Source organism: Streptomyces sp. NPDC096152 (assembly GCF_044763235.1).
Classification (GTDB): domain Bacteria; phylum Actinomycetota; class Actinomycetes; order Streptomycetales; family Streptomycetaceae; genus Streptomyces.
Map to the genome: position 1 here is coordinate 437,295 of NZ_JBIWFW010000009.1, position 25,444 is coordinate 462,738.

Here is a 25,444-nt window from a genome sequence, read left to right on the forward strand (position 1 = left end):
GTCTCAGGGCGTAAAGTCCTGACCGTAGGACGTGAATCTGGTCGGTGAAATTGTTCGCAGGGAACAAAAACATGAGCCATGCAATCCGGAGGGCCAGCGAACTGGCCCTGGACGAGACGACGGTCACCGCACTGAGGACCGCGCTGAAGACCACCGCCGACGAGGTCGTCCAGGCGATCATCGACGAAGTCCCTCCCTACGCCAACGCCCTGTCGGGCCACATGGGCGCCACCATCCGCCGAGCCGTCCGCACCGCCCTGGGGCACTACCTGGATCTCGCGAGCGGGAACGCCACAGGCGGCGACGGCGGTGACGCGGCCTACGAGCTGGGCCGCGGCGAGGTACGCGACGGCCGTTCGATGGACGCCCTGCTCAGCGCCTACCGCGTCGGCGCCCGCGTGGCCTGGCGGTGCCTGGCAGCGGGTGCCGTATCCGCAGGTCTGCCCGCCGCCGAGGTCGCCAAGTTCGCCGAGCTGACCTTCGCCTACATCGACGAGCTCTCCGCCGCGAGCGCCGCGGGCCACGCCGACGAACTGGCCGCCCGGGGCCGGGACCACGAGCGCCACCTGGAACACCTGGCCCGCGACCTCCTCGCCGGCGCGAGCCCGGACGTGCTGCTTGTCTCTGCTCAACGGGCCGGGTGGCAGCCTCCGGCTTCGCTGACCGCGGTCCTGCTGCCCGCCGCCCAGGCCCGGCCTGCCTACCGCACGCTCGATCCGAACACCCTCGTCCTCGACGATCTGGCGGACGCCACCGGTGTGCTGCTCGTCCCCGATGCCGACCGATCACATCTCTTGAGGCAGCTGACCGACCGCACCGCCGTGGTCGGCCCGGCCCGGCCATGGACTCGCGCGTCCGCCTCGTACGCACGAGCCGTACGCGCGCGCTCCCTCTCCTCTGATATTCGCGACACCGAGGACCACCTGCCCGAGCTGGTGCTGAGCGCCGACATGGACGCGTTCGCAGACCTGCGTGCCCGAGCCCTCGCACCGTTGCGGTCCTTGCCTGTCGCAACCGCGCGGCGGCTGGAGGAGACGTTGCGGGCCTGGCTGCTGCACCAGGGCAGGCGGGATGAGGTGGCGGCGGCGTTGTTCGTCCATCCCCAGACCGTCCGGTACCGGATGTCGCAGCTGCGGGAGCTGTTTCCGGATCTCGCATCGCCACACCGGGTCCTTGAACTGACGCTGGCGGTCGGTCTTCGGGTCAGCTGACGCGTACTTCGACCGTCCACGAACTCCCGGCGGATCCCGGCACCATGCGCGGGGTCGCCCGCGAGCACCGCGTCCCCGCGTTCGACCTGGGGCGGCTCTCGTGCCTCGGTGTCTACCTGGACGTCCTTGAAGCCGGGACGGTCCGGGTGGGCGACGCGATCATGGTGCAGCAGGCCGGCCGACGGGAGCGTTCCACCACGAGTCGCTCACCTACCGATCCGTCAGGCCCGCGTCTCGCAGCCCCGGCCAGACCCGGTCGCGAGTGAGCGGGAGTTGGTCGAGGCGGACGCCGGTCGCGTCGAGCAGGGTGTTGGCGAAGGCTGAAGCGACCGGGTTGAAGGGACGGACTGTCGGCCGTGATGCTCGTTTGACGCCCTGGGCACCCGCATGCATGGCAATGGGCCAGGAAATGGGATCTGACCTCTGGTTTTCCCGAAGATCGCTCAGGTCGACATCTTTTGGATGGCCGAACTCGACGCGCTGCGCATGATCTGGGACAAGCACGACGCCGCCTGGCGCGCCCGCCTCGCCGCAGCCGCCGACTACCTGCGCAGCCACGGTCACCTCGCCGCTCCCGCCGCCACCCCGGAGGGTGCCTGGCTCGCCGAACAGCGCCACCTCGCCGCCAAGAACACCCTCGACCAGGCCCGCGCCAACGCCCTGACCGCCCTCGACCCCACCTGGCGCCTGCCCCACGGCGCCGACTGGCACCGCAAGCACCACCTGCTGCGCGGCCCACCTCGCCGACCCCGCCGCCCTCACCCACGACACCCAGCTCGCCGGGCTGCACCGAGGCACGCGACCCCCTTGGCGGCCCGCCGGGGTGGTTCTGGAGGCGGCGCGTAGGGAGCGGGTGCGGGAGGGGTGACACGGGAGCGGGCGAGGAGTGGTTCAGGCGGTCTTCGGCTTTCGGCCCGCGGTCTTCTTCGCCGTGGTCTTCTTGCCGGCCGTCTTCTTCGCTGTCTTCTTGGCCGTGGTCTTCTGCTTCGGCATCTCATGGACCTCGGCGTGCTCGCCCCTAGACGCTTTCGCCTTCTCGACGGACGCGTTCAGGGCGGACATCAGGTCCAGGACCTTCCCCGGCTTCTCCGGCTCCGGCGCCTCCGGCAGGGGCTTCTCCTCGCGTTTCGCTTCGATGATCTGCTCCAAGGCCTCCGTGTACGTGTCGCGGAACTCCTCGCCTTCGAGGTCGTCGCGGCTCATGGTGTCCATCAACGCCAGCGCGCCCTCGATCTCCGTGTCGTCGATGTCGACGGCCGGCGGGGCGAGCTCGGCAGAGTCGCGGATCTCGTCGGGCCAGCGCATGAGGTGGAGGACGAGGACGTCGTCGCGGACGCGGAGGATGCCGAGGCGTTCCCGGCCGTGCCATGCCCATTTTGCGACGGCGACCTTGGCGGAGCGGGCGAGGGCCTGGCGGAGGAGCTTGTACGGCTTGGCGGCGACCTGCCCGTCGGGGGAGAGGTAGTAGCCCTCGCTGAGCCGGATCGGGTCGATCGTCTCCAGCGGGACGAACGCGTCGATCTCGATGGCCTTCGCTGTCGGCAGGGGCAGGTTGGCCAGCTCGGCGTCGCTGATGGGGATGACCTGTGTTTTGGAGTACTCGTAGCCCTTGCCGATCTCCGACTGCTGCACCTCTCGGTCTTCGAGCTCGCAGATCTTTCGGACGCGGACGCGGCCCATGTCGGCGAGGTGGTACTGGTGGAACCGCACCGAGTGATCCTCGGTCGCCGACTGGACATGGATCGGCACGGTGACCAGGCCGAAGCTGATGGCGCCGGACCAGATCGTTCGGGGCATGACGAACCTCCGCAGCAGGCCCCGAGCACCATCAGCCTACGAGCCACCCCCCATCACGTGCACCACACAAGCGCCCGACCGTGATCCGCCGGACGCGACGCGAGCGGGTGGGTGATGTCCTCCGCCCTCGCCCACCACCTCGGCGACGGCGCCTGCTCACCCCGGCGGGCAGCACGCCGTCACCGGCGCGACGCCCGGGCGGGCACAGCGGCTGCGGCCGCGGCGGCAGGCGGCTTACTCCCATGCGCCGCTGAACAGTGCGTACTCGAGCAGGTCGGGGGAGGCGCTGGAGGGCCAGTGGCCCGTTGCCGCTGCCTGGCGGGCGGCGGCGTGCATGAAGGAGAGGTAGACCTGGTAGCGGTGGGGCGACCAGTCCCGGTCCCTCCAGACCCAGGCAGCGACCGAGCCGTCGGGGTCGTGGCCCGTCTCCTGGCCGACCGCCCGGGCCAGGGAGCGCATCCGCCGGGCCAGGACACGGTCGAGAATGAGCGGACCGGGGCCGTGCGCCGGCTTCACCGTCTTGCCCGCGAAGTACAGGAACTTGGTGAAGAAGGACGCCCCGAACCCGGGAATCCGGCCACGCAGCCCCGCATAGGCCGCCTCTGCGCCGCGCTCGCTCAACGCGGTGACCGCACCGGCCAGCGCCTCGTCCGGGAGGTGCTCAGCGGCCAGGATCTTGTGGAGGGTGGTTGGTCCGCTGCCGCCGGGGGAGCCGCTCTTTCCCTTCCCCCACACGTAGGTGGCGACCATCGACGTCACCTGCGCCCGGCTGACCCGGGCGTCCCCGGTGAAGGAGTGGGGAGCCAGTGCCGAAGGCCAGGGGGTGATCCCCGGCTGTGACGCAGCTCCTGTCGCCCCCGGGGGAGGCCGCCGTACCGTTGTCCGCACCTCCCCGCCCGGGCGCGCAGTGCCCGCGACCGGATCACCCACACCGGAACACCCAGGACAGGCGGGCATACGCACAGGACGGTCCACCATGCCCACCGCGCTCTCGCCCGTCATCGCCGCCTCCGCACGCTGGCTGCTGGCGGCCTTCCCCCCGGCCACCGGCCCGCTGAACCAGGCCCTGGCCGAAGCCCAGGCAGGCCATGCGGCCACCATCGCCGCCGCCCTGCGCTACCCCACCGCGCTGGACGCCGAACTGCTGGACCTGCTCGGCCCCGGCGGCTCCGGCCGGCTGGACTTCGTCACCGGCGCCGACGCACCCCCGCTGACGGACGCCACCCACGCCTGGCGCACCCAGGTCGACGAGACCGTCGTCAGCTGGGCGGCCTGCCTGCTGGCCGACGCCGACCTCGCCGCCCTGGCCGCCGCCTGCCTGGCCGCCACCCACCACGGCCCCGACAGCGTGGGCGACGCGCGCCGGCTGACCATCCCCAGCCCGCGCGACCACCGCGCGGCCCCCCTGCTGCGCCACCCGGACTTCCTCGGCCCGATCGCGGACCTCCACCGCGAGACCCTCCTCGGCCTCCTCGGCGCCGCCCCGGCCGTCACCGCCCCCGAACCCGGGTGACCACCGAACCCGGGTGACCACCGAGCCCGTACGACCACAGGCAGCCGGCCACCGTCGGGCCGCCGCGGCCCGTCGCGCTCAGGGCGCCTTGAACAGAGCCGGGAAACGCGGAGCGAGCCAGGGCTTGCGCCCCCCGACCAGGATGCGGCCCTGAGCGAGGGGACCCCACTGGCCCCGGCGCCCGAGCGCCATCAGGAGAAACGTGACCGGCTCGATGAGGATGGTGCAGTCCGTAACCGCTCCACACTCGATGGCAGGCCCCGACAGGCCGGACCACAACTCAGCCGGCAACGGACGCAAGCGGCACCTGCGGCAGCTTCATCGCCCCGGCCGGTGTGGGCCAGCGCCGAAAAGAGGTGTAGGTTCCCGCGACCCGTGTCATCTGCCGCACCTCTGACCTCGACGGTTCTTGGACTTCCCACGCCATGTCATGTGCTGGATTCCCAGCGCCGTGTCATTTTCCTGGCTCGCCCAGCCAGAAACGGCGACGCCGCCGCCCAAGAAGAGGTTCACCGGACGGTCAGAAGCTCCAGCTGTAGAGGCCGCCGCCCGTGGTCACCGCAGACGCCGCAAGCCGGGACACTGTCTGCAGGACCGCCAGCAGATCATCGTCGGTCATTTCGTCCCCGTCGGCGGACCTGAGCCTCGCGGTCCAGCGATCTGCCAGCTCCTCCAGCTCAACGGAGGTGGCGTCGGCCAATGCCCGGATCAACCGCGGCGGCAGAGCGAACACCTCAACACCATCGTTCAAGGGGGCAGTGACCCACTCCGGCCACGGCCATGCAAGGAGCTGCTCGATCGGCGGGAGCTCGGCCGCGGGCTCCTCGAAGTACATGTCCCACTCCGCGATGGCACTGTCCGGCTCTATGAACCGTAGGCGTCGATGAGCTTGGGCACTTCAAAGACTTCTCCGCCGACTGCGACTGTAGTGATCTTGATGAGGCCGTTGAAGTCCTCGAAGGGGTTCCCCGCGACAGCGGCGAAGTCCGCGAGCTTGCCCACGTGCAGGGTGCCCAGGCTCTCGTCCACGCCGAATACTGTGGCGGGGATGCGGGTGGCCGTGGCCAGCGCAAGGTGCAGGGTAGGCCGAAGCGGACCAGGGCACGCAGGACGAGGTGGATGGAGATGCCCGGGGTACGAGAGAGCCTCCGCAGGCCGACGTCGTCGACGAACCGGCCGAGTTCACCCCAGAGTGTGGCTGCCGTCGACAAACTGACAGGTTGACTGGATCTTGTCTTTTACAACTGCCGGCCGAGCGATGCGGCGTGCTGCTGCATCACCGGGGCAACCCGGTCGCGGAGTTCATCGACGGTGACGCGGGAGCTCGAGGCGCTGACCGAGATGGCGGCGACCAGCTGCCCGGCCGGATCGTGGACCGGTACGGCGATGGAGAGTAGCCCGAGGGCGAGCTCCTCGCAGTTGATCGCCATGCCTGCGGCGCGGGCAGCCCGGACGCGGTCTTCGACTGCGGCGGCCGTGGTGGGGGTCTCCGGGGTACGTGCGGGAAACGGAGCGGCGGCGAGGTAGTCGGCCAACTCGGTTGCGTCCAGGGCGCCGAGCAGAACCTGTCCGGTGGAGGAGGCGTAGAGGGGGAGTCGGGCGCCGACACGTATGCCGTTGTCGATGAGCCGGGTGCCTTCGCTGCGCGCGATGAACAGTGATTCGTTCTCGTAGCGCACGGCCATTGAGGCGGACTCGTCGATTGCGTCGCGGATGGCGGCGAGGTGCGGCTGGGCGAGTTGAGGAAGCGAGGCGGACTCGCCGTAGGTGGCGCCGATGCGCAGTACGCGGGGAGTGGGCGCGAAGAACTTCCCGTCGAAGGTCACGTAGCCGAGCTCGGTGAGCGTGTTCAGGCAGCGGCGTGCCGTTGCCCGGCTCAGGCCGGTGGCGCGGGACGCATCGCTGATGGTGAGCCGGGGAGCGCCGTCCCCGAATGCCTCGAGGACCGCGAGTCCCTTGGCAAGCCCTGCCATTCCTTCGACGGCCATGTGGCCCCCCTCTTGACAGATGTGACCGCTGGCACATCTACTGGCGGCGCGTTCGGAAAACAATCACATGTTCGCATAGCGAACGAAAGCTGTCAAGACTGCTGGAGGTGTACGCATGAGCGCGCGGAACACGGGGGCGGGTGCTCCGGCGCCGGCCGGGATCTCGGAGCGAAGCTGGCCCGAGTCCCTGACCGAGGTGCCGTACTGGGTCTTCCAGGACGAGGATGTCTACCGGGCCGAGCAGGAGCGGATCTTCCACGGGCCGATGTGGAACTACCTCTGTCTCGAGGCCGAGCTGGCTGAACCGGGCGACTTCTGCGCCACCTTCATCGGCGAGCAGCCGGTGCTCGTGACCCGCGACCACGACGGCCAGATCTACGCCTTCGAGAACCGGTGCGCCCACCGCGGCTCGCTGATCGCCATGGAGCACTACGGCCACGCCAGGGACTTCACCTGCGTCTACCACGCCTGGACGTACAACCTGCAGGGCGACCTCACCGGTGTCGCCTTCGAAGAGGGCATCAACGGCAAGGGCGGCATGGCGCCGGACTTCTGCAAGGCCGCCCACAGCCCCCGTCGGCTGCGGCTGGCCAATGTGCACGGCCTGGTCTTCGGCAGCCTGGACAACGACGTGCCGGAGATCGAGGAGTACCTCGGCCAGGAGATCCTCGATCGGATCGAGCGGGTCCTCGGCGGCCGCAAGCCGGTCGTGCTGGGCCGGTTCACCCAGAGCCTGCCGAACAACTGGAAGCTGTACATGGAGAACGTCAAGGACTCCTACCACGCCAGCATCCTGCACCTGTTCTTCACCACCTTCGGGCTCAACAAGCTGAACCAGAAGGGCGGCATCATCGTCTCGGAGAACGGCGGCCACCACGTGAGCTGGTCGGCCATCAACCGAGAGGCGGAGGCCGGGGAGCACTACAAGGACCAGAAGATCCGCTCCGACTCCGAGTACCAGCTCGAAGACCCGTCGCTGGTCGACAGCTTCAGCGAGGTCGGGGACGACATCACGCTGCAGATCCTCTCGGTCTCGCCCGGCTTCGTACTCCAGCAGATCCAGAACTCCGTCGCCGTACGCCAGGTGCTGCCGACCGGGGTCGACTCCACCGACCTCCACTGGACCTACCTCGGCTTCGAAGACGACACCGAGGAGCAGCAGCTGATCCGCCTCAAGCAGTCCAACCTGGTCGGTCCGGCCGGCTATGTCTCCATGGAGGACGGCGCCATCGGCGGCTTCGTGCAGCGGGGCATCGCCGGGGCGAGCAAGGAGTGCGCGACCGTCCAGATGGGCGGTGACCAGGCGGTCTCCAGCGAGAGTCGGGTCACCGAGGCTTCGATCCGCGGCTTTTGGAAGGTCTACCGCGAGGCCATGGGCTTCACCGTCGGCGCGGGCAAGGGAGCGCAGGCCTGATGGATGCACACAATCTGATCAGCCGGGCCCAGGGGCACTACGTCCGCGCCATCGATGACGGCCCGATCGAGGACTGGCCGGAGTTCTTCGCCGACGACGCCTTCTACAAGGTCACCACGGCGGACAACCACCGGCGCGGGCTGCCGGCCGGGATCATCTGGGCGAACAGCAAGGCGATGCTCAAAGACCGGGTCTCCGCGCTGAAGGAGGCCAACATCTACGAGCCGCACGCCTACCGGCACATGCTCGGCCAGCCCGCGGTACTGGAGGAGAGCGAGGCCGGCGCGACCAGCGAGACCTCGTTCCTGGTCATCCGCATCACCGGGAACGGGCCGACCGACATGTTCGCCAGCGGCCGCTATCTCGACGAGTACGTCTTCGAGGACGGCAGGGCCCTGATCAAGAAGCGGATCGTGGTCTGCGACAGCTCCCGTACCGACACACTACTGGTGCTGCCGCTGTGACCGGGACGCCCAGGCTGCTGCTCACCACCGGCGATCCGAACGGGATCGGGCCGGAGATCGCGCTCGCGGCGGTCGCCGAGCTCGGTGACCGGGCGCCGGTCGTGGTGGGCGACCGTCATGTACTCGAACCGTACGCCGAGCGCGCGGGGCTCGCGCTGCGCGCGGCGCAGCCGGGTGCGGCCGCCGAGCGCGGCGTGTGCGACTTGGTCGACGTCGGCGCCCTGGCCCCCGGTGACCTGGCGGTGGGTCAGGTCACCGCGCCCGCGGGCGCCGCCACCATCGCGTACGCCGCCGCAGCGGTACGGCTGGCGATGGACGGCAGTTACGCCGGTGTGGTCGCCTGCCCGCACTCGGAGACCGCCGTCCACCGGGCCGGGATTGCCTTCACCGGCTACCCGCCGCTGATCGCGGAGCTCACCGGCATCCCGCTCGAGAAGGTCTTCCTGATGCTGGTCGGCGGCGGTCTGCGGATCGCGCACGTCACACTGCACGAGCGGCTGCCCCACGCGCTGGCGCGGCTCACTCCCGAGCTGGTCACCGACGCCGGGCTGGCGCTGCACCGGGTGCTGCGGGCAGCCGGTATCGCCGATCCCCGGATCGGCGTCTTCGGGATCAATCCGCACGCCGGTGAGGACGGCCTGTTCGGCGACGACGACAAGCTGGTCACCGAGCCTGCGGTGGCCGCTCTCCGCGAGCGCGGCGTCACCGCCGAGGGCCCGACCGGAGCCGACATCCTGCTCGGCGGCGCCCGCGACCACGACGCGTACCTGGCCATGTACCACGACCAGGGGCACATCCCGGTCAAGGTCCTGGCCGGACGTATTGCGGCCGCAGTCACCATCGGTGCCGGTGCGCCGTTCTCCAGCGTGGGCCACGGTCCCGCCTTCGACATCGCCGGGCAGGGCAGTGCCGACCCGGGCGCCGTTCTCGCAGCTCTCCAGCTGCTCGATCCGACCGTTTAGGAGGGCTGAGATGACCTTCACCATCAGTGTCCGCGACTCTGATATCGCCTTCGGCTGCGAGCCGGGGCAGAACGTCCTGGACGCCGCCGAGACGGCCGGCTGGGCGATTCCGTCCTCCTGCCGCAAGGGCGTGTGCGACACCTGCCTCGGCTTGGTGACCGCAGGCCCGCTGGACATGCCAGGCAGCGGTTCCGTCTGCGGCCCGGCCGAGGTCCGGCTCTGCCGGGCGCAGCCGACCGGCGATATCGAGATCGCGCCGCGCCTGATCGCGGCGCGGACCCCGCCGGTGCGTAAGCGGCTGACCACGACGGTGTATCGGCGCCGCCAGGTCGCCCCCGGCGTCACCGTTCTCGACCTGCGCTACCCGATCGGCCGGCGGACGCCCTTCCAGGCCGGCCAGTTCCTCAACGTCATCCTCGACGACGGCGATACCCGGTCGTACTCGCTGGCCAATGCACCCCAGCACAACGACCTCGCCCAGCTGCACGTCCGGCACGAACCCAACGGCGTGTTCTCAGCCCGGATCCTGCAGCATCTGGAGTTCCACGACACCGTGGAGATCGAGGCGCCTTTCGGTGAGTTCTTCGTCGAGGACGGCGACGAGCCCCTCCTCCTGCTCGCCACCGGCACCGGGTACGCACCCATGCGGTCGATCATCCTCGACCACATCGCCCGGCGCCTGACCCGCCCAGTCCACCTGTACTGGGGCGCCCGCACCCTCGAGGATCTCTACGCCCGCACCACCCTCCAAGCGTGGACCCGGCGCTACCCCTGGTTCCGGTTCACCCCCGTGCTCTCCCGGCCGCACACCGGCTGGGAAGGTGCCACCGGTTGGGTACAAGCAGCCGCGATCGCGAACTATCCCGACCTGAGCAGCCACCACATCTACGCCTGTGGCAGCGAAGCAATGACCCGAACCGCCGCCCAGGAGCTGGCGCGCGAGCGCGATGTGGCTCCCGACCGGTTCCACTCCGATGCGTTCGTCTCGGCCGTGGGCGCCCCCGCCGGCGTCGAGTAACCCTTCTCCATCTGGAGCACATTATGTCCGAAACCACTTCATCCCCGTCCGCCGCCGTACCCGGCCTGCGGGGGCCGCTTCAGCTCCCCAGCTTCATCGACGGGCGCCGCCCGGGCGGTTTCCAGCTGCGTACCGTGCTGTTGTGCGGGCTGGTCATGCTGCTCGACGGGTTCGACACCCAGGCGATCAACTACATGGCCCCGGCCATCACCCAGGACTGGGGTGTGTCCAAGGGCACCATGGCCACGATCTTCTCAGCCGCACTCGTCGGCCTGATGATCGGCTACCTGCTGCTGGCCCCGCTCTCCGACAAGTTCGGCCACAAGCGGCTCGTCATGGCGGGAGTTGCGGTCTTCTCGCTCTCGACGCTGCTCTCGGTGTGGGCGCAGAGTCCCGACCAGCTCATGATCATGCGGGTGATCACCGGAATAGGCCTCGGCGCGGCCACCCCGAGCACCATCGCGCTCACCGCCGAATACAGCCCCAAGCGGCTGCGGGCCAGCCTGGTCCTGGCGATCTACTGCGGTTTCTCACTCGGGTTCGTGGTCGCCAACTATGCCGCCGACTGGCTCATCCCCGCCCACGGCTGGCGCTCGGTCTTCGTCACCGGCGCCGTGCTGCCCCTGGTCCTGCTCCTCGTACTGGTCTGGCAGCTGCCCGAGTCGATCTCCTACATGCTGCGCCGCGGGGAAAACGCCAAGGCGTACGCCCTGTGCCGCCGGATCGACCGGACGCTGCCGGAGACGAACAAGCCGCAGGTCGAGGCGGAAAGCGCCGACCTTGGCAAGCGGGTCAAGGTCACCGAGCTGCTCTCCGGCCGCCAGTTGCTTGGCACGGTCCTGCTGTGGGTCGTCTTCGCGATCAACCTGGCGATGTTCTACGGCCTGCAGAGCTGGATGCCGACCATCCTTGCCGATCGCGGCTACTCCGCCGGCACTCTGGCGACCGCCGCGTCCATGACGACCATCGGTGGCATCGTGATCGCCTTCGTGGTCGGGCCCGCGATGGACCGGCTCGGCGCCTACGGCTCCCTGGGCACGCTCTACTTCGCCGGCTGCGGCTTCCTGGTCCTCATGGGCCTGGCGCTGGGCTCGCCGGTCTGGATGGTCCTGGCGACGATCTTCCTGGTCGGCTGCGCCGTCAGCGGCGGCCAGAAGAGCGTCATCGCACTTGCTGCGGCCTTCTATCCCGAAGAAGTACGCTCCACCGGTATCGGCTGGGCGCTGGGCATCGGCCGCGTCGGCGGAATCGTCGGCCCGATGATCGTCGGAGGCATGCTGGCCGGCGGCATGAGCCACGAGCAGCTGTTCATGATCCTCGCGGTCCCCACCGCGCTGTGCGGTCTGATCGTCCTGTACCTCGGACACCGCGCGAAGCAGCTCAAGGCGGCCTGATCCCGGAAACCGGCCCTGCGGGGGCCCGGGAGGCCGTGCTGGCCTGTGCCGTCCCCTGCACACGGGCCCGCGGATTGCCCTCCCCGGGAGAGCCCGACACCGGAAGTGCCTCCGGCCTGCAGGAACGAGGAGACCGAAAGGCCTCGTTCCCGCAGACCGGGGGCACTTCCGGTATTGCTGACCGCCCATCAGGTGCGGGTGCCGGGCGGCAGTGCAGGCGGCGAAGACAGGCCGGGGAAGAAATCCCGGAACTTTTCCGCCCGGCAGCGTTGAGTTCCGGGCCCGGGGGCTGTCTGATCCGGTGAAGCGATGGAGAGCGCGTGCTATAGGGTGCGTTTCGAAATTGCTGGTCACAGCCATTCGTTGATGGTTGCGACCAGCACGGTCGCCTCGTAGCGGACTGCGAGCTTGTCGTATCTCGTGGCGACCGTGCGGTGCCGCTTGAGGCGATTGATTCCGCACTCCACCGCGTGGCGCTCCTTGTAGTCGGTCGGCCTTGTCGGCGGCGGGCGTGGCGCGGCGGGCCCGCACCGGGATGACCTGGGCGGTGGGCTCGGCCGGGGCCTGCGGCTTGGGTTCGGGCGTGGTCTCGGGGGCGGGCGCAGGCTCGGTCTCGGCCGTGTGTTCCCTGTACTCACTGGTGTCCTGGGGCTGGGTGTGCGCTTCCGGGCCGCTGTCGCGCAGTGAGCTGTCTGCCTCTGGCGTCGACTCGGCCATCACCTCGGACAGTGCGCTGTCGAAGGCCTCTGCCCACGGCTGGTGGCCGACGTAGACAGGCTCGGTGTCGAAGACGGGCAGCAGGCGCTGGCTGATGGCGTGGTAGAGGACGACGCCAGGGTCCTTGTCGGGTTCGAGGCCGCCGATGTGGACCGGCGTGTGCCAGCGGCGGCCGTTGCGGCAGGGGGGGTGATGCCTTCGGTGGGCTCGTGGTCGGTGGGCTCGGTGCCGCCGGTGGCCCGCAGCTGGATGCTGCTGCCGTCGCCGAGCAGGCGCATGCCGATCTGGCGGTCGTGGGGGCCGTCGAGGCTGATGATGCCGTCGATGATCAGCTCGTTGACCTGCCAGGTGTCGGTGCCGAGGTAGCCGGTGATGGTTTGGTGGCGCGCAGGGCTGAGGGTGCGAGTTGCACTGGGTTCTCCAAGAGGTCGGTGGCGCGAGCGGCAGAACAGGGAGCGCGCCGACTGGGAGGCCCACGCCAAGACCTGGTGACACGTACTCCTCGGTGCTGCCGCAGTTCGAGGAAGCTCAGGCCGAGGCCCCCCTCGCTTTGGTTTGCGCGGGACGTCACCCGGAACCGAGGGAGAGGCCCGATGTGCCCTCGGAAGACGGCGAGGTTTGCCTGAAGGCGCGTTCCCATTCGTGCCCATGCAAGGTCAAAAAGCCCCTCAGAGATCACTTCCGAGGGGCCTTTCTGATGCTCCGACGCAGGTCAGAGCGGTAATGCGTTGTGCCCCCGGCAGGATTCGAACCTGCGACACCCGCTTTAGCCTCGATCTTTCGTGAGGGTCCACCGACGGAGTCGGTGGACCCTCACGCGTTCCGGAGCTGATGGTGGGCAGGCCGGCGGCCCGGCTGTCGCGTCGGGTGGGCGCCGGGTTCCACTTCGCCGGTGGGGTGGTGCGGGTTGTCGGGACGGTCGGAGTTGCTGGTCAGCCGGGGTTCGGGAGGCTGTGGAGTCTGTCGATCGCATGGGTGATGACGTCGGTCCAGGGCCATCGGGCGGTGAAGCGGAGCCAGTGGCGGCGGCCGGTGTTGACGAGCTGGGCGGCGGCAGAGAACAGGCGCAGGCGGAGTTTCTTGGGTTCCCAGCGGCGGGTGTCGCCGGTCAGGGCGAGCATCGGCATCCAGGCGAGGAGGTCGAGTGCGAGGGAGACGATCTCCAGCCAGATCCGGTTCTGGGCGGTGTCGTGCAGGGGCAGGTTGCGCAGTCCGGTGTCACGGGCGTTTCGGATGCGGTCCTCGCAGCGGGCCCGTCTGCGGTGGCGCAGTTCGAGGTCGGCGAGCTGGCCGCCCTTGGTGTTGGTCGCGAAGTAGGTCAGCCGCAGCCCGTCGAGGTCGGTGAAGCGCAACTGGGCGCCGGGGTGCGGGCGTTCCTTCCTGACGATCAGCCGCATGCCCTTGGGCCAGGTGCTCAGGTCGGGCATGTCGGTGGTCTCCGCGACCCAGGCGCCGGGCCGCTCGGTGCCGCCGGCGTCGTAGGCCGGCGTCCACGCCTTCTTCGGGATCTTCAGCACGGCCTGGTGGAGGGCGTCGGTGATGGTCATTCCGACGGAATACGACAGCCACCGGCCCCGGCGGGAGAGCCAGTCGAGGAAGGCGTGAGTGCCGCCGCCGGAGTCGGTGCGGATCGCTGAGGTGGATGTCGGTGGCGGGCGGAGCCGCGTAGGTGCCGGTGACGGTGATGTGCAGGCCGTCGAGGAGTTGGGCGGCGGTCAGGTGGTAGGTGGCTGCGAGGCGGGTGAGGTAAGAGGCTGCTGACTCGCGGGGCAGTGGCCGCACGCGCAGCGCGCCGGGTGGGGACGGCCACATCGTGCCGGCTCCGGTGCCGTCGTCACCGAGGAGCGCCGCCAGCTGGTCGACGTGGTCGGCGGCACCGGCCTCGGTGGCGGTCCACCGGGTGTGCTTCGGGTGGAGCGCCTCGAAGCCGTCGGCATCGAGGTGGTGGATCACGTCTCGGACCCGGTCCGCGCTGGTGAACGTCACCTCGGCGATCTTCGCGACGGCCGTGCCCTGCGCCGGCAGCAGCACCATCTGGGCCCGCCGCCATGTCGCCACCGAACCGGTGCCCCTACGAATGATCCGCAGCAGGCGCCGGCCTTCATCGTCATCGCTCTTACGGACGCGTACTCGTTCAGCCACTGGCGAAGCTTGACGGCCACGCGCAGTCACGGCAGGACCGGTGACGTATCAGTCACTCCTTCGTCTGCCACCGAGCGGCGGGTAGCCGTGCCCGGGGCGAAGCTGGAGGTGACCGTCGGCCACCTGGAGAAGCCCGTGACCAACGCCCGTACCACGCCCCGGGCTCGGCGCTCCTTCTGCGAGCTGGGCCCGGCTCCTTCTCGCGCTCGGGCCTGCCGGGACGCCTACGGTCGGGTGACTCGAAACCCGGGATCGGGGAACCGGAAGAGATGCCCTGTCCCATAAGGGGAGGGCCGGGTCTCCGGACGCCCGGCTCCCTCACCGGAAGAAGGACCATGATGACGCACGAAGACGACGGTGGGCAGGCCGTGCCGAACACCCCGGGCATGCGCTCGGACGGCGACGGCGTCACACGTCGCCGTCCGCTGCGCGAGCGGCACGTCGAGGAGACGGTCGAGGTCGCGGTGCCGGTCCGCACGGCCTACAACCAGTGGACGCAGTTCAAGACGTTCCCGCGCTTCTCGACCGTGGTGCGCGACGTCGAGCAGATCAGGCCTACCGTCACCGCGTGGACCATCGGCTACGGCCCCCTGCGTCACCGTTTCGCGGTCGAGATCGTGGAACAGGACCCTGACGCCTACCTGGCCTGGCGTGGCCTGGAGCAGCACCCCACCCACCAGGGCGAGGTCGAGTTCAGGCCGACGCAGTCCGGTGGCACCGCGATCACGGTCCGGATGCTCCTCCAACCGCAGGGGGCCGCGAAGGTCCTCACCCGCTCGTCCAGGGTCGTGGGACTGACCGCGCGACTGGTGCGCGGGGAACTGGTGAGCTTCAAGCACTTCATCGAAGGGCTCGGTCAGGAGGGCGGTGCCTGGCGCGGCACCATCCGCAACGGCCGGGTTCAGCACGACACCCCGGAACCGCCCAGGAGCCGTGTCGCCCAGTGGCCGGTCGGCTGACCCGCGTACCGCACACGGCAAGAGAAAGGCCAAACGATGCAGAAGCCGCCCGGTGAGGAGCCGGAGACCTCCCTCTCCGTGACACCGCCGAAGAAGTGGGCGGCAGGGGTTCCCGCCGTCGTGCACGCGCTGGAGTACTCCCTGGAGCAGACCTCCCCGCGCAAGACCGGGGTCGACCTGCTCACCATGAACCAGGTGGGCGGGGTCGACTGCCCCGGCTGCGCGTGGGCGGACCCCGCTCCGGGCCGGCGCCATCGCAATGAGTACTGCGAGAACGGCGCTAAGCACATCAACGACGACGCCACGACGCGCCGGATCACCGCCGACTTCTTCCGCGAGCACAGCGTGTCCGATCTGGCCGCCCGCTCCGACATGTGGCTCAACCAGCAGGGCCGGCTCACCGAGCCGGTGATCAAACGGCCCGGGTCGGACCGCTACGAGCCCATTGGCTGGAACGACGCCCTGGGCGTCCTGGCGCAGGAGCTCCGGGGGCTGGACTCGCCCGACGAGGCTGTCTTCTACACCTCCGGCCGGGCCAGCAACGAGGCCGCCTTCGTCTTCCAGCTCTTCGCCCGCGCCTACGGCACCAACAACCTGCCCGACTGCAGCAACATGTGCCACGAGTCCAGCGGCTTCGCCCTGAACGAGACACTGGGCGTCGGCAAGGGGACCGTGAGTCTCGACGACCTCCACCACGCGGACCTGATCTTCGTGGTGGGGCAGAACCCGGGCAGTAATCACCCGCGGCAGCTTTCGGCCCTGGAGGAGGCCAAGCGCAAGGGCGGCCGCATCGTGGCGGTGAACCCGTTGCCGGAGGCGGGGCTGCGACGCTTCAAGAACCCGCAGAAGCCGCGTGGGGTCGTGGGGCGGGGCACCCAGATCGCCGACCGCTTCCTGCACATCAAGCCGGGCGGAGACCTCGCCCTGTTCCAGGCACTGAACGGGCTGTTGCTGGAGGCGGAGGACGCGCGTCCCGGCACCGTCCTGGACCACGACTTCATCAACGCCCACACCTCCGGTTTCGAGGAGTTCGCCCGGCACGCCCGCACCGTCGACTGGGACGACGTGCGCGCGGCGACGGGACTGACCCGCGAGGAGATCGAGAAGGTCCGCGACGAGGTCCTGCGGAGCGAACGCGTCATCGTGTGCTGGGCGATGGGCATCACCCAGCACAAGCACGGCGTGCCCACCATCCGGGAGATCGTCAACTTCCTGATGCTGCGCGGCAACCTGGGGCGCGCCGGCACGGGCGCCTGCCCGGTGCGCGGCCACAGCAACGTCCAGGGCGACCGCACGATGGGCATCTGGGAGCAGATGCCGGACATCTTCCTGGACGCCCTGCAGGAGGAGTTCGGCTTCGCTCCGCCGCGCCCGCACGGCCTGGACTCGGTGAACTCGATCAAGGCGATGCTGGAGGGCCGCGTCAAGGTCTTCCTCGCCCTGGCCGGGAACTTCGTGCGCGCAGCGCCCGACAGCGAAGTCACCGAGAAGGCGATGCGTTCGTGCCGGTTGACCGCCCACATCTCCACCAAGCTCAACCGCTCGCACACCGTCTGCGGCGACACCGCCCTGATCCTGCCGACGCTGGGGCGCACCGAGCGTGACGTCCAGGCCGACGGCGAGCAGTTCGTCACCGTCGAGAACTCCATGAGCGAGGTGCACACCTCTCAGGGACGGCTCGAACCGGCTTCGCACGTGCTGCTGAGCGAGGTCGCCATCCTGTGCCGGCTCGCCCGGCTGAGCCTCGACGGCGAGGGGGACATTCCCTGGGCCAAGTTCGAGGGCGACTACAACACCATCCGCGACAGCATCTCCCGGATCGTGCCGGGCTTCCACGACTTCAACGCCCGGGTGACCCGTCCGGGAGGCTTCCAGCTGCCCAACCCGGTCAACGAGGGCGTGTTCAGGACCGAGACCGGCAAGGCCCGGTTCACCTGCAACGAACGGGTGGTCCCCCGGGCCCCCGAGGGACACCTGCTGCTGCAGACCCTGCGCTCGCACGACCAGTGGAACACCGTCCCGTACACTAACAACGACCGCTACCGCGGCATCCACGGCAGCCGCCACGTCGTCCTCGTCAACCCGGCCGACCTGTCCGAACTCGGCCTCGCCCAAGGCGATCGGGTGGCTCTGGTGAGCGTCTGGGAGGACGGCACCGAGCGCCGGGTCGAGAACTTCCAGGTCGTGCCCTACCCGGCGGCCAAGGGTTCGGCCGCCGCCTACTATCCCGAGACGAACGTCCTGGTGCCGCTCGACAGCGTCGCCGACATGAGCAACCAGCCCACGTCGAAGGGCATCGTCGTCCGCCTCGAACCCACGGGCGACCGATCGCTGCCGGCACCCGTCTGACCGAGACCGACGACGCCGCACCCCGGCGGGGCCCCGCTGGCAGCAGCGGGGCCCCGCCGTGCGGCACAGGTGTCTGCGACGCCACCCCCTTTGTGCCCCGCGGTTTGCACGGCAAGGAGAGTCGGCTCGCGCTCGGCGCCCGGGCACCTGCGCATACCTCATGCGGTGGGCATTCCGCAGGGATCATGAGGCGTCAGCCCCTACGACACCACGCTTTGAAGGTCAGTGGTGTCGATAGAGGAATGTAAGGACACTGTTCTCTACCCGGGCCAGGAAATCCCCACCATCGCCGAGGGGCCGCAGTACACCGAGCGTGACCTGTACGTCAGCGACGAAACCAGGAGGATTCTCGAGGAGACGGACCCGACTGACTCGGGCCCGATGAGGGCCTTCATGGAGTGGTGCGCGGAGCAGGGACGCGTAGCCGTACCCTGCACTACGGCCACGTTCACTGAGTATGGGCGGTACCTGATGCAGCGAGGCCTCAAGGCCTCAACCATCAAGAACTACATGTCGCGGATCAAGACGGCCATGCCAGCTGGCAAGAAGCCGGATAACAGCCTCTACCTACGGCTTCTGGCCGACTACCGGAAAAACAACAGGCGCGCCGTCCGCACCCGGCAGGCCTTCCCCATCACGCTGCCGTACCTGGTCCCGAAGCAGACGGGCGGCCGATCGGTATCCGCGACGCGGCCATGCTCGCCTTCGGCTACCTCATCCTCGGCCGCAGCATCGAGGGCGCCGACCTCCAGATCGAGGACCTGACCATCCAGGACGATCGCATCCTGGTCTGGCTGCCCGAGGACAAGACCCACAAGGACGACGAGCAGACCATCCCCCTGCGGGACCGGCCCGACGTGCAACTCGTTGCGAGGATGCGCCGCTGGCTGGGCTACCTCGCCGAGCAGGGCATCACCACCGGCCCCGCCTTCCGGCACCTCCTCAAGAACGGCAAGCCCGCCACCGAGGAGACCCGGGCGCGTACGGCCACGAAACGCGGTGTGCACCTGCGCGGGCACGTCATCAACGAGCGCGTGAAGCACTGGTCCGCTGCGGCCGGGCTGGTCAGCGACGGCCGCCCCGTCACCTCCCACGGCCTGCGCGCGGGCGGCGCCACGGACTTGGCCAAGCACGGCGCTACCGAGGAGCAGCTCGAGCGGGCTGGCCGGTGGCGGCCCGGGTCACGCATCCCCGCACCGTGTACGTCCGTCCCGCCCAGGCCGAGAGGGACGACCCGTTCGAGAAGGTCCCCGTACACGAACCCGCGCAGCAGACGATGTAGTGACAGTCACGGACTGGTGCAACGGGACTTCATGCGAACGCCCCTCACGTCACAGGCACGTAAGGGGCGTTCGCAGTCTCCGGCCTCCCAGACGGGGGTACCGTTCCCAGTGGACGCTAGGAATGGAGCCAGTATGCCCCAATGGAGCGACTACACAACTGGCGAGCGGATCAAGATCCTTCGCGGTCGGGAGATCCGGCAGGCCGACCTCGCCGAGCTGACGGGCCTGTCCATCGTCACCATTCAGAAGGCGGAGCAGGACAAGGCGCTGTCTCTGCCGACGTTACTCGCCATCGCCGACGCCCTGGGCGTCGACACGTCGGTCATCCTCGGTCAACAGGCGCCCCGCCGCGCGCTGGAGCAGGGTGACCGGATCATGATCCGAGACCTGTCCAGGGCCGTGCACGATACCGCCGTGGGCCTCTTGCCAGTCGATGCCGAGCCGGCCCCCGCGGACGACCTGGAACAGACCACCGCCCGATGCTGGGACCTGTACTGGAAGGGCCGGTACATCGAAGCCGGAGCGGTCATCGCCCCGTTCCTCGTCGCGGCGGCCGCGCACCTTCACGAGCAGCCGGACGGCGAGCAGGCGCCGGCCTGGGGGTTGCTGTCCGACGCCTACCGGCTCGCCGGGTACGTGGCGAACCTGATGGGTGCTCGGGATCTGGCGTACTCGGCGATCGGGCACGCGCAGAACGCCGCCGAGCGGGCCGCGGACGACATGCGGGTGGCCCTTGTGGGTTCTGGCCGGTCGTGGGTGTACCTGCGAGACGCCCGACTGCCCGAGGCGTTGAAGCTGGCGGAGAAGTCGGCGGCTGACATTGAGCCCCGGTTCTCCACAGCCACCCCGGAGGAGCTGACGGCGTACGGCAGCCACGTCAACTTCGCCGCGGTGGTGGCCTCCCGGATGGGCGACAAGGACCGGGCCGCAGACTTCCTCTCCCAGTCGCACGCCACCGGCGCGCGGATGGGCCGGGAAGTACGCGCGCACGGCACGCTGTTCGGTCCGGTGTCCGCCACGACACAGGCCGTCGGCGTCAACGTTGCGCTCGGGCAGACCGGCAAGGCCTGGCCCTCATCGACTCCATCCACGACGTCTCGGCGCTGACTCAGGCGGCGCGGAACCGGTACGCGATGGATAAGGCGATGGCACACGCCGACGCCAAGCAGTGGGACGCCTCTCTGGACACGCTTGAGAAGACGCTGCGCCAGGACCCGGACTGGGCGCGGCACCAGACCCTGCCGGGGGTCATCGTGCAGAAGGTCGGCCGGGCCTCTACGGCACGTCTACGGCGGGTATCGGAGCTGATCGGGGTGTCCCCGGGCATCCAAGGATTCCCGCCCGCGACAGCGAAGACGGCCCTGTAAGCCGTGACTGGTATGTAGCGGACGACTTTCGTTTGTTACTCCGTCAACAGTGATGTGGGGCGGACGACTTGGGTTCTGACGGGTTCCCATAGTCGTCCGCCCCCTTTCTGTACCTGCACGTTCCGTAGCGGCATCGTTACGGCTATGGACAGGACCCCCGGCGACATCTCAAGGCGCCGCGCCCTCGCCGACGCGGCTGGCGGCTTCACCGCCCGAGCAACCGTGGTGCTCTACGCGTGCATAGCTTCCGTGCAGGATGAGGGCGACGTCCTGGCCCGGCTGCGCAGGCACGCCGAGGCGCGGGACTGGGTGGTCGTGGGCGAAGTCATCGACCACGACACGACTGGGACCCCGCTGGAGTGCCGGCGCAACTGGGCACAGGCCAAGGCCTTCGTCACGACTGGACAGGCTCGGGGCATCGTGGCTACGCCTGGCACCGAACGCGCCGGCGTTGCCTCCCCGTCTCTGACGCAGTGGCTGCACGACCACCAGGCGTTCCTCTTCGAGGAGTCTCCGGCCGGGGCAGGTGTCGTGCGGTGACCCCGCCAAGACCCCTTGCGCCGGTGCTGCGCGGGGAGGGGCCGGGCCGGTCGGCCTCACGCTCCCTCCGCACGACCCACCGCCGCGGTGGGGACGTGATGAGCGAGCGCTTCAAGATCAGCCCCCGCGCCGGTGAGGCGGCCCCCCGGGTCGAGGACGCGTGCCGGGTAGGGGCCATGCGCCGAATCGCCGCCGCCCGACTCAGGTACTGCGGACTCGAAACGATGGCAGCCGACGTGATGGTGATCGTTTCGGAGCTGCTCACCAACGCGCTTCTGCACAGCGGCACCACCGAGATCAGCCTCACCATCGCCGTCGCGGACGACACCCTGCGCATCGCCGTACGCGACGGAATGCCGGGCAGCGCCTCGCCCAGGACCGCGGCCGACGAGGACGAGTCCGGGCGCGGCCTCCTCCTCGTCAACGCCCTGGCCGCGGAGCGCGGCGGAACCTGGGGAACCAGCGACGACGGCACAACGACCTGGTGCACCCTCCCCCTGACCGAAGGACTCCCCAACATGCAACCCGCCGCGGCGACCGCCCCGGTCCTGCGCGAGATCCGCATGGATCTCCCCGCCGATCCCAGCGCCTCAGCTTTAGCCCGCATCCAGGCGCGCACCCTGCTCACCATGCTGGGCTGGCCCGGCAACCAACACCTCGCGCTCGACGTGCTGCACGTCCTCATCGACAACGCCGTGCATCATGCGCTCACCCCCGGGAAGACCGATCAGCACCTCGGCGCCTGCCTCAGCGTCACCGAGGCCCACGAACTGCTCATCGACGTCACGGACCCCGCCCCCACGTTCCCCGACTTCGACCAGGCCATCGCCGGCGAACTCGGGCGCGGCCTGTGGGACATCGTGCGACAGGGCGCCTGCGTCACCTGGTTCGTGCCCTCCGACTTCGACGGCAAGACCGTTCGCGCCGCTCTGCGTCCCGGGCCGGTGGACCTGTGACCGCGGCGCAGGTGATGCAGCACCTGGTCGACTCCGCCGGGCCCGCCCAGGAACCGGCCGCCGACATGGCCGACCTCGCGCAGGTGATCCGTACCCTCCTGGGAGTCCAGGCCGGCCGCGACACCCGGGTACACCTCGGGCGCAACCTCTTCGACGTCGTCATCACCGGCTCCGGTCTGCAGGCACGCGCGGCCGTGGCCCTGATGGACCAGGTGCAGGGCGGATGCGGCCCCGTGATCGAGGACCCCGAAAGCGGATGGTTCTACTGGCTCGTTCCGCCCGGCTCCTCCGCCCGTTGGGCGCCGCACGACCACGCGGTGTGTCTGGGCGCCCCCCACACGATCACTCTGCCCTCGCTGAACCGGCGCGTTCCGCCGGGCCCGTACTGGCACCGGCCCTCGGCAAGCGACCGGCTGGTCCCCACGGGACCGCTCCGCGACGCCCTGGCGCGCTTCCGGCCCGAGCCGACGCCGCACGCCGCGCTTACGAACCGGCTCGGCATCACCACCTAAGCCCCCGTACCCGTCGGCTGGTGACCCCTTGGGGCGTCGACGAGCACGGGCCAGACACCTGCGGCCAGGGCGGATCCGGTCCCGGCCGCAGGGCAAGACTTCCGGCGCGGGGATGTGCTGCTCCGAACCGTCCCCCCAAAGGCTTGTGTGCCGCTCTGCGCCGGGGCCGGACGCGCCGGTCGGCCACACCCACGAAGGACAGGCGGCCGGCGTCGGGCGGACCCGTGGAGCCTTCCCGGCTCCACCTCCGCATCGGGCCCGCCCATCTACCTGCAACTGCGACACTGAGGAGAAACGGATGTTCGTCCACTCCGACCGTCTGCCCACGAGCACGGCGGTCCCGCAGGGCGCCCTCACCCCGGCCCCGTGGGGCGTCAGCCGCATGGCGCCGTACCCGACGATGGCCCCCGCCCACGCCCGGGTCGAGCTGAACCCGGACACCCAGACCGCCGTGTTCTTCGACGGCTCCGGTCAGGTGATGGAGATGCCCGGCCACGGCACCAGCACCGGCACCAGCCCTTCCACGGGCACCAGCCCCGACGGGAACGGCAGCACCCAGGACAGCGATACGGGGAGCGACAACGACCAGTGAGTGATCCGCGTCCGGTGTTGGTCGTCACCAGCCTGTACGACCCCACCGCCGACGTGGTGATCGGCGAGCTGCACGACCGGGGCGTCCCGGTCGTGCGGTTCGACTCGGGGGACTTCCCCGCATCACTGTCGGTGGAGGCAGAGATCACCCAGGACGGCATCCGGGGGCGCCTCGACACCCCGTCCCGCACTGCCGACCTGGCAGGCGTCCGCGCGCTCTACTACCGCCGCCCGACCGGCTTCGCCTTCCCGCACCTCGACGAGCAGGACGCGCGGTTCGCCATCACCCAGGCCCGATACGGCCTCGGCGGCGTCATCGCGTCGCTTCCCGGCTGCCTGTACGTGAACCACCCGCACTGCATCGGCGACGCAGAATTCAAACCGTCCGGGCCCGCCGCCGCGGCGCAGGCAGGCCTCCAGGTGCCGCCCACGCTCATCACGTCGAGTCCCGACGCCGCCAGGGCCTTCATCAAGCGGCACGGCCCCGTGATCTACAAGCCCCTGCACAACCCCGTGTATCGGGTCGACGACGTCTCCTCCGTCGTGAAGATTGCCGAGGTGGCCGCCGAGGACGTCGACGACCGCGTCGCCGGCACCGCGCACCTGTTCCAGAAGCTCGTGCCGAAGACGGCGGACGTCCGCGTGACCGTCATCGGGCCCCGGCCGTTCTGCGTCCGGATCGATTCCGACCTCCTGGACTGGCGGACCGACTACAGCCGCCTGAGCTACACCCCCGTAACGCCGCCACCGGAGATCGAGCCGGCGCTCCATGAGTACTTGGACCGCTTCGGGCTCCTCTTCGGCGCTTTCGACTTCGCCGTCGATGCCGAAGGGCGATGGTGGTTCCTGGAATGCAACCCCTCCGGTCAGTGGTACTGGCTGGAAACCGAGACCGGTCTGCCGATGTGCGCAGCTCTGGCCGACCTACTGGAAAGGAAGCCGTGAGCGACCACGAACACCTGCTGCGGCAGCTCATCGACAGCATGACGGCCAGCGGCTCCCTGCGCACGCAACCGTGGAAGCACGCCGCTGCGGCAGTGCCCCGGCACGAGTTCCTCCGCAGCGGGTTCTTTCGCGTGGTGCCCGGCTCATCGCCTACCGCCTGGGTCCCGATCCCGCCAGGCGGGGAGGGTTGGCTTGCAGCCTGCTACGCCGACGAATCCCTGGTGACGCAGATCGCGGGCACGATCAAGCCGACGGACATGCGCGGCGAGATCATGCGGGAGCCGACCAGCTCCAGCACGCTCCCCTCGCTCGTGCTGCGCATGCTCGAGGACCTGCAGGTGGAATCGAACATGAAGGCGCTGGAGATCGGCACCGGCACCGGCTACTCGACCGCGGTCCTCTGCGCGCGCCTGGGCGACGAGAACGTCACCTCGATCGAGTACGACGAAGGAGTGGCCCAGCGCGCTCGGGAAGCCCTCGGCCGGCTCGGCACGTTCCCCACCCTCCTGACGGGCGACGGCCTCCTCGGCGATGACGAAGGCGCACCGTATGAGCGGATCATTGCCACCTGTGCCGTACGCACGGTGCCCGCGGCCTGGCTCGAGCAGACTCGCCCTGGCGGGCAGATCCTGACCACCATCGGCGGCTGGCTCAACGCATCGGAGCTGGTCCGCCTGACGGTCCACGAGGACGGCACGGCGTCCGGGCCGGTGCTGGGCGGGCACGTCAGCTTCATGCTCGCCCGCCCTCATCTGCCGCCCCCGCTCGGCCTGCTTCCCGACCTCAGCGCGGGCAAGGAGCGCGAGACCGTCATCGGTGCCGACGTCCTGGACGACTGGACGACCCGGTTCGTCGCGCAGTTCGCCGTGCCGGCCGCGCAGCACCTGAAGCTGCAACAGGGCCGGCACGAGGAGGACGTCCTGGTCGACGTCGAGACGGGCTCATGGGCCGCGCTGCACGAAGAGGGCGGCCGTTGGATCGTCCGGCAGGACGGTCCCGACCCCCTCTGGGATGCGGTCGAGGAGCACCTCGGCCGCTGGCACGCCGCCGGGACACCAGCGGTGGAGGACGCTACCGTTCGCGTCACCGCAGAGGCCCAAAGCCTTCACTGGTAGTGCCCATCGACCGGCCCCGCTCGTCCGTCTCCCCCGTGGCGGATGGGCGGGCCCTCCGCTGTATGCGGGCGCTTTACGACGAGCGTCCAGCCCGCTGGCGGCGGAGAAAGAAGCAGCACCTCGCGCATGGTTTTATCCGCGAGTTACGACAGCGAATCCTCACCGCTCGTGGAGGCGCCCAGTCCGAGCCAATGTCGATGTTCACGA

Annotated in this window: 25 protein-coding genes and 3 pseudogenes; 20 read left to right on the forward strand and 8 right to left on the reverse strand. The window is 69.6% G+C overall.

Annotated features, from left to right (window positions below; genetic code table 11):
* Positions 1-71: 71 nt before the first annotated feature.
* Together ACIQ9G_RS30215 and ACIQ9G_RS30220 are read left to right on the forward strand one after the other, a co-directional pair.
* Entirely contained in the window at positions 72-1,211 is a 1,140-nt protein-coding gene (locus ACIQ9G_RS30215; RefSeq protein WP_403615779.1) for a PucR family transcriptional regulator, read from the forward strand.
* A gap of 462 nt (positions 1,212-1,673) precedes the next feature.
* The gene (locus tag ACIQ9G_RS30220; protein ID WP_403615782.1) at positions 1,674-2,057 is read left to right on the forward strand and encodes a helicase associated domain-containing protein; all 384 of its coding nucleotides are present in this window, start codon (positions 1,674-1,676) and stop codon (positions 2,055-2,057) included.
* A 45-nt stretch (positions 2,058-2,102) separates the two neighbouring features.
* On the opposite strand, the gene ACIQ9G_RS30225 is transcribed toward ACIQ9G_RS30220, so the two are convergent.
* Both ACIQ9G_RS30225 and ACIQ9G_RS30230 read right to left on the reverse strand, forming a co-directional pair.
* The gene (locus ACIQ9G_RS30225) at positions 2,103-3,008 is read right to left on the reverse strand and encodes a Ku protein (RefSeq protein ID WP_403615785.1); all 906 of its coding nucleotides are present in this window, start codon (positions 3,006-3,008) and stop codon (positions 2,103-2,105) included.
* Between the two features lie 234 nt (positions 3,009-3,242).
* Positions 3,243-3,758 (reverse strand): hypothetical protein, encoded by a 516-nt coding sequence (locus tag ACIQ9G_RS30230; protein ID WP_403615787.1) that lies wholly within the window; start codon positions 3,756-3,758, stop codon positions 3,243-3,245.
* A 226-nt stretch (positions 3,759-3,984) separates the two neighbouring features.
* Here ACIQ9G_RS30230 and ACIQ9G_RS30235 point away from each other — a divergent pair, with 226 nt between their 5' ends.
* Positions 3,985-4,521, forward strand: coding sequence for a hypothetical protein (locus ACIQ9G_RS30235; RefSeq protein ID WP_020937384.1), 537 nt, complete (start codon positions 3,985-3,987; stop codon positions 4,519-4,521).
* Positions 4,522-4,599: 78 nt separating this feature from the next.
* On the opposite strand, the pseudogene ACIQ9G_RS30240 reads toward ACIQ9G_RS30235, so the two are convergent.
* The 4 genes and pseudogenes from ACIQ9G_RS30240 to ACIQ9G_RS30255 form a co-directional block, all read right to left on the reverse strand.
* Positions 4,600-4,752 (reverse strand): annotated as a pseudogene (locus tag ACIQ9G_RS30240) (sterol-binding protein); the annotation flags it as partial.
* Between the two features lie 289 nt (positions 4,753-5,041).
* Positions 5,042-5,356 (reverse strand): hypothetical protein, encoded by a 315-nt coding sequence (locus ACIQ9G_RS30245; RefSeq protein WP_403615789.1) that lies wholly within the window; start codon positions 5,354-5,356, stop codon positions 5,042-5,044.
* A gap of 29 nt (positions 5,357-5,385) precedes the next feature.
* Positions 5,386-5,601: an amidohydrolase family protein gene (locus ACIQ9G_RS30250; RefSeq protein WP_403615907.1), complete on the reverse strand. Its 216-nt coding sequence runs from the start codon at positions 5,599-5,601 to the stop codon at positions 5,386-5,388.
* Positions 5,602-5,759: 158 nt separating this feature from the next.
* A complete protein-coding gene (locus ACIQ9G_RS30255) occupies positions 5,760-6,509 on the reverse strand; it encodes an IclR family transcriptional regulator C-terminal domain-containing protein (protein WP_403615791.1) in 750 nt (249 codons plus the stop codon).
* A 115-nt stretch (positions 6,510-6,624) separates the two neighbouring features.
* On the opposite strand from ACIQ9G_RS30255, the gene ACIQ9G_RS30260 reads away from it, so the two are divergent.
* The 6 genes from ACIQ9G_RS30260 to ACIQ9G_RS30285 all read left to right on the forward strand — a co-directional run bounded on the left by ACIQ9G_RS30260 (position 6,625) and on the right by ACIQ9G_RS30285 (position 12,844).
* Complete coding sequence (locus ACIQ9G_RS30260; protein WP_403615794.1) at positions 6,625-7,923, forward strand: aromatic ring-hydroxylating dioxygenase subunit alpha; 1,299 nt, start codon at positions 6,625-6,627, stop codon at positions 7,921-7,923.
* On the forward strand, positions 7,923-8,387 hold the full coding sequence (locus ACIQ9G_RS30265; protein WP_403615796.1) for an aromatic-ring-hydroxylating dioxygenase subunit beta: 465 nt from the start codon (positions 7,923-7,925) through the stop codon (positions 8,385-8,387). Before ACIQ9G_RS30260 ends, ACIQ9G_RS30265 begins: the two co-directional genes overlap by 1 nt.
* Positions 8,384-9,349, forward strand: a complete 966-nt coding sequence (locus ACIQ9G_RS30270; RefSeq protein WP_403615799.1) for a PdxA family protein — start codon at positions 8,384-8,386, stop codon at positions 9,347-9,349. The genes ACIQ9G_RS30265 and ACIQ9G_RS30270 overlap by 4 nt, the downstream gene beginning before the upstream one ends.
* Positions 9,350-9,359: 10 nt before the next feature.
* Complete coding sequence (locus ACIQ9G_RS30275; protein WP_403615801.1) at positions 9,360-10,367, forward strand: FAD-binding oxidoreductase; 1,008 nt, start codon at positions 9,360-9,362, stop codon at positions 10,365-10,367.
* A 23-nt stretch (positions 10,368-10,390) separates the two neighbouring features.
* Positions 10,391-11,761, forward strand: a complete 1,371-nt coding sequence (locus ACIQ9G_RS30280) for an MFS transporter (RefSeq protein ID WP_403615803.1) — start codon at positions 10,391-10,393, stop codon at positions 11,759-11,761.
* Between the two features lie 759 nt (positions 11,762-12,520).
* On the forward strand, positions 12,521-12,844 hold the full coding sequence (locus ACIQ9G_RS30285) for a hypothetical protein (RefSeq protein WP_403615806.1): 324 nt from the start codon (positions 12,521-12,523) through the stop codon (positions 12,842-12,844).
* Between the two features lie 566 nt (positions 12,845-13,410).
* Here the strand turns inward: ACIQ9G_RS30285 and ACIQ9G_RS30290 are convergent.
* Both ACIQ9G_RS30290 and ACIQ9G_RS30295 read right to left on the reverse strand, forming a co-directional pair.
* Positions 13,411-14,109 (reverse strand): annotated as a pseudogene (locus ACIQ9G_RS30290) (transposase); the annotation flags it as partial.
* A 271-nt stretch (positions 14,110-14,380) separates the two neighbouring features.
* Positions 14,381-14,620, reverse strand: a pseudogene (locus ACIQ9G_RS30295) (helix-turn-helix domain-containing protein); the annotation flags it as partial.
* Between the two features lie 338 nt (positions 14,621-14,958).
* Between ACIQ9G_RS30295 and ACIQ9G_RS30300 the strand changes: the two are divergent.
* The 11 genes from ACIQ9G_RS30300 to tgmC all read left to right on the forward strand — a co-directional run bounded on the left by ACIQ9G_RS30300 (position 14,959) and on the right by tgmC (position 25,237).
* Complete coding sequence (locus ACIQ9G_RS30300; RefSeq protein ID WP_403615910.1) at positions 14,959-15,579, forward strand: SRPBCC family protein; 621 nt, start codon at positions 14,959-14,961, stop codon at positions 15,577-15,579.
* A gap of 36 nt (positions 15,580-15,615) precedes the next feature.
* The gene (locus ACIQ9G_RS30305) at positions 15,616-17,928 is read left to right on the forward strand and encodes an FdhF/YdeP family oxidoreductase (RefSeq protein WP_403615808.1); all 2,313 of its coding nucleotides are present in this window, start codon (positions 15,616-15,618) and stop codon (positions 17,926-17,928) included.
* A gap of 225 nt (positions 17,929-18,153) precedes the next feature.
* Positions 18,154-18,693, forward strand: coding sequence for a hypothetical protein (locus ACIQ9G_RS30310; protein WP_403615811.1), 540 nt, complete (start codon positions 18,154-18,156; stop codon positions 18,691-18,693).
* Positions 18,624-20,318 carry a helix-turn-helix domain-containing protein gene (locus ACIQ9G_RS30315; protein WP_403615813.1) on the forward strand — a complete coding sequence of 565 codons (1,695 nt, stop codon included), beginning with the start codon at positions 18,624-18,626 and terminating at the stop codon, positions 20,316-20,318. Before ACIQ9G_RS30310 ends, ACIQ9G_RS30315 begins: the two co-directional genes overlap by 70 nt.
* Positions 20,319-20,356: 38 nt before the next feature.
* Positions 20,357-20,578, forward strand: a complete 222-nt coding sequence (locus tag ACIQ9G_RS30320; protein ID WP_403615815.1) for a hypothetical protein — start codon at positions 20,357-20,359, stop codon at positions 20,576-20,578.
* A gap of 144 nt (positions 20,579-20,722) precedes the next feature.
* The gene (locus tag ACIQ9G_RS30325) at positions 20,723-21,118 is read left to right on the forward strand and encodes a hypothetical protein (protein WP_403615817.1); all 396 of its coding nucleotides are present in this window, start codon (positions 20,723-20,725) and stop codon (positions 21,116-21,118) included.
* 176 nt (positions 21,119-21,294) lie between these two features.
* Positions 21,295-22,074: an ATP-binding protein gene (locus tag ACIQ9G_RS30330; RefSeq protein ID WP_403615913.1), complete on the forward strand. Its 780-nt coding sequence runs from the start codon at positions 21,295-21,297 to the stop codon at positions 22,072-22,074.
* Positions 22,071-22,586, forward strand: a complete 516-nt coding sequence (locus ACIQ9G_RS30335) for a hypothetical protein (RefSeq protein WP_403615819.1) — start codon at positions 22,071-22,073, stop codon at positions 22,584-22,586. Before ACIQ9G_RS30330 ends, ACIQ9G_RS30335 begins: the two co-directional genes overlap by 4 nt.
* A 298-nt stretch (positions 22,587-22,884) precedes the next feature.
* The gene (tgmA, locus tag ACIQ9G_RS30340) at positions 22,885-23,178 is read left to right on the forward strand and encodes a putative ATP-grasp-modified RiPP (protein WP_403615821.1); all 294 of its coding nucleotides are present in this window, start codon (positions 22,885-22,887) and stop codon (positions 23,176-23,178) included.
* Positions 23,175-24,122 (forward strand): ATP-grasp ribosomal peptide maturase, encoded by a 948-nt coding sequence (gene tgmB, locus ACIQ9G_RS30345; RefSeq protein WP_403615823.1) that lies wholly within the window; start codon positions 23,175-23,177, stop codon positions 24,120-24,122. The genes tgmA and tgmB overlap by 4 nt, the downstream gene beginning before the upstream one ends.
* Positions 24,119-25,237 (forward strand): ATP-grasp peptide maturase system methyltransferase, encoded by a 1,119-nt coding sequence (gene tgmC / locus ACIQ9G_RS30350; protein ID WP_403615825.1) that lies wholly within the window; start codon positions 24,119-24,121, stop codon positions 25,235-25,237. Before tgmB ends, tgmC begins: the two co-directional genes overlap by 4 nt.
* Positions 25,238-25,444: the final 207 nt, after the last annotated feature.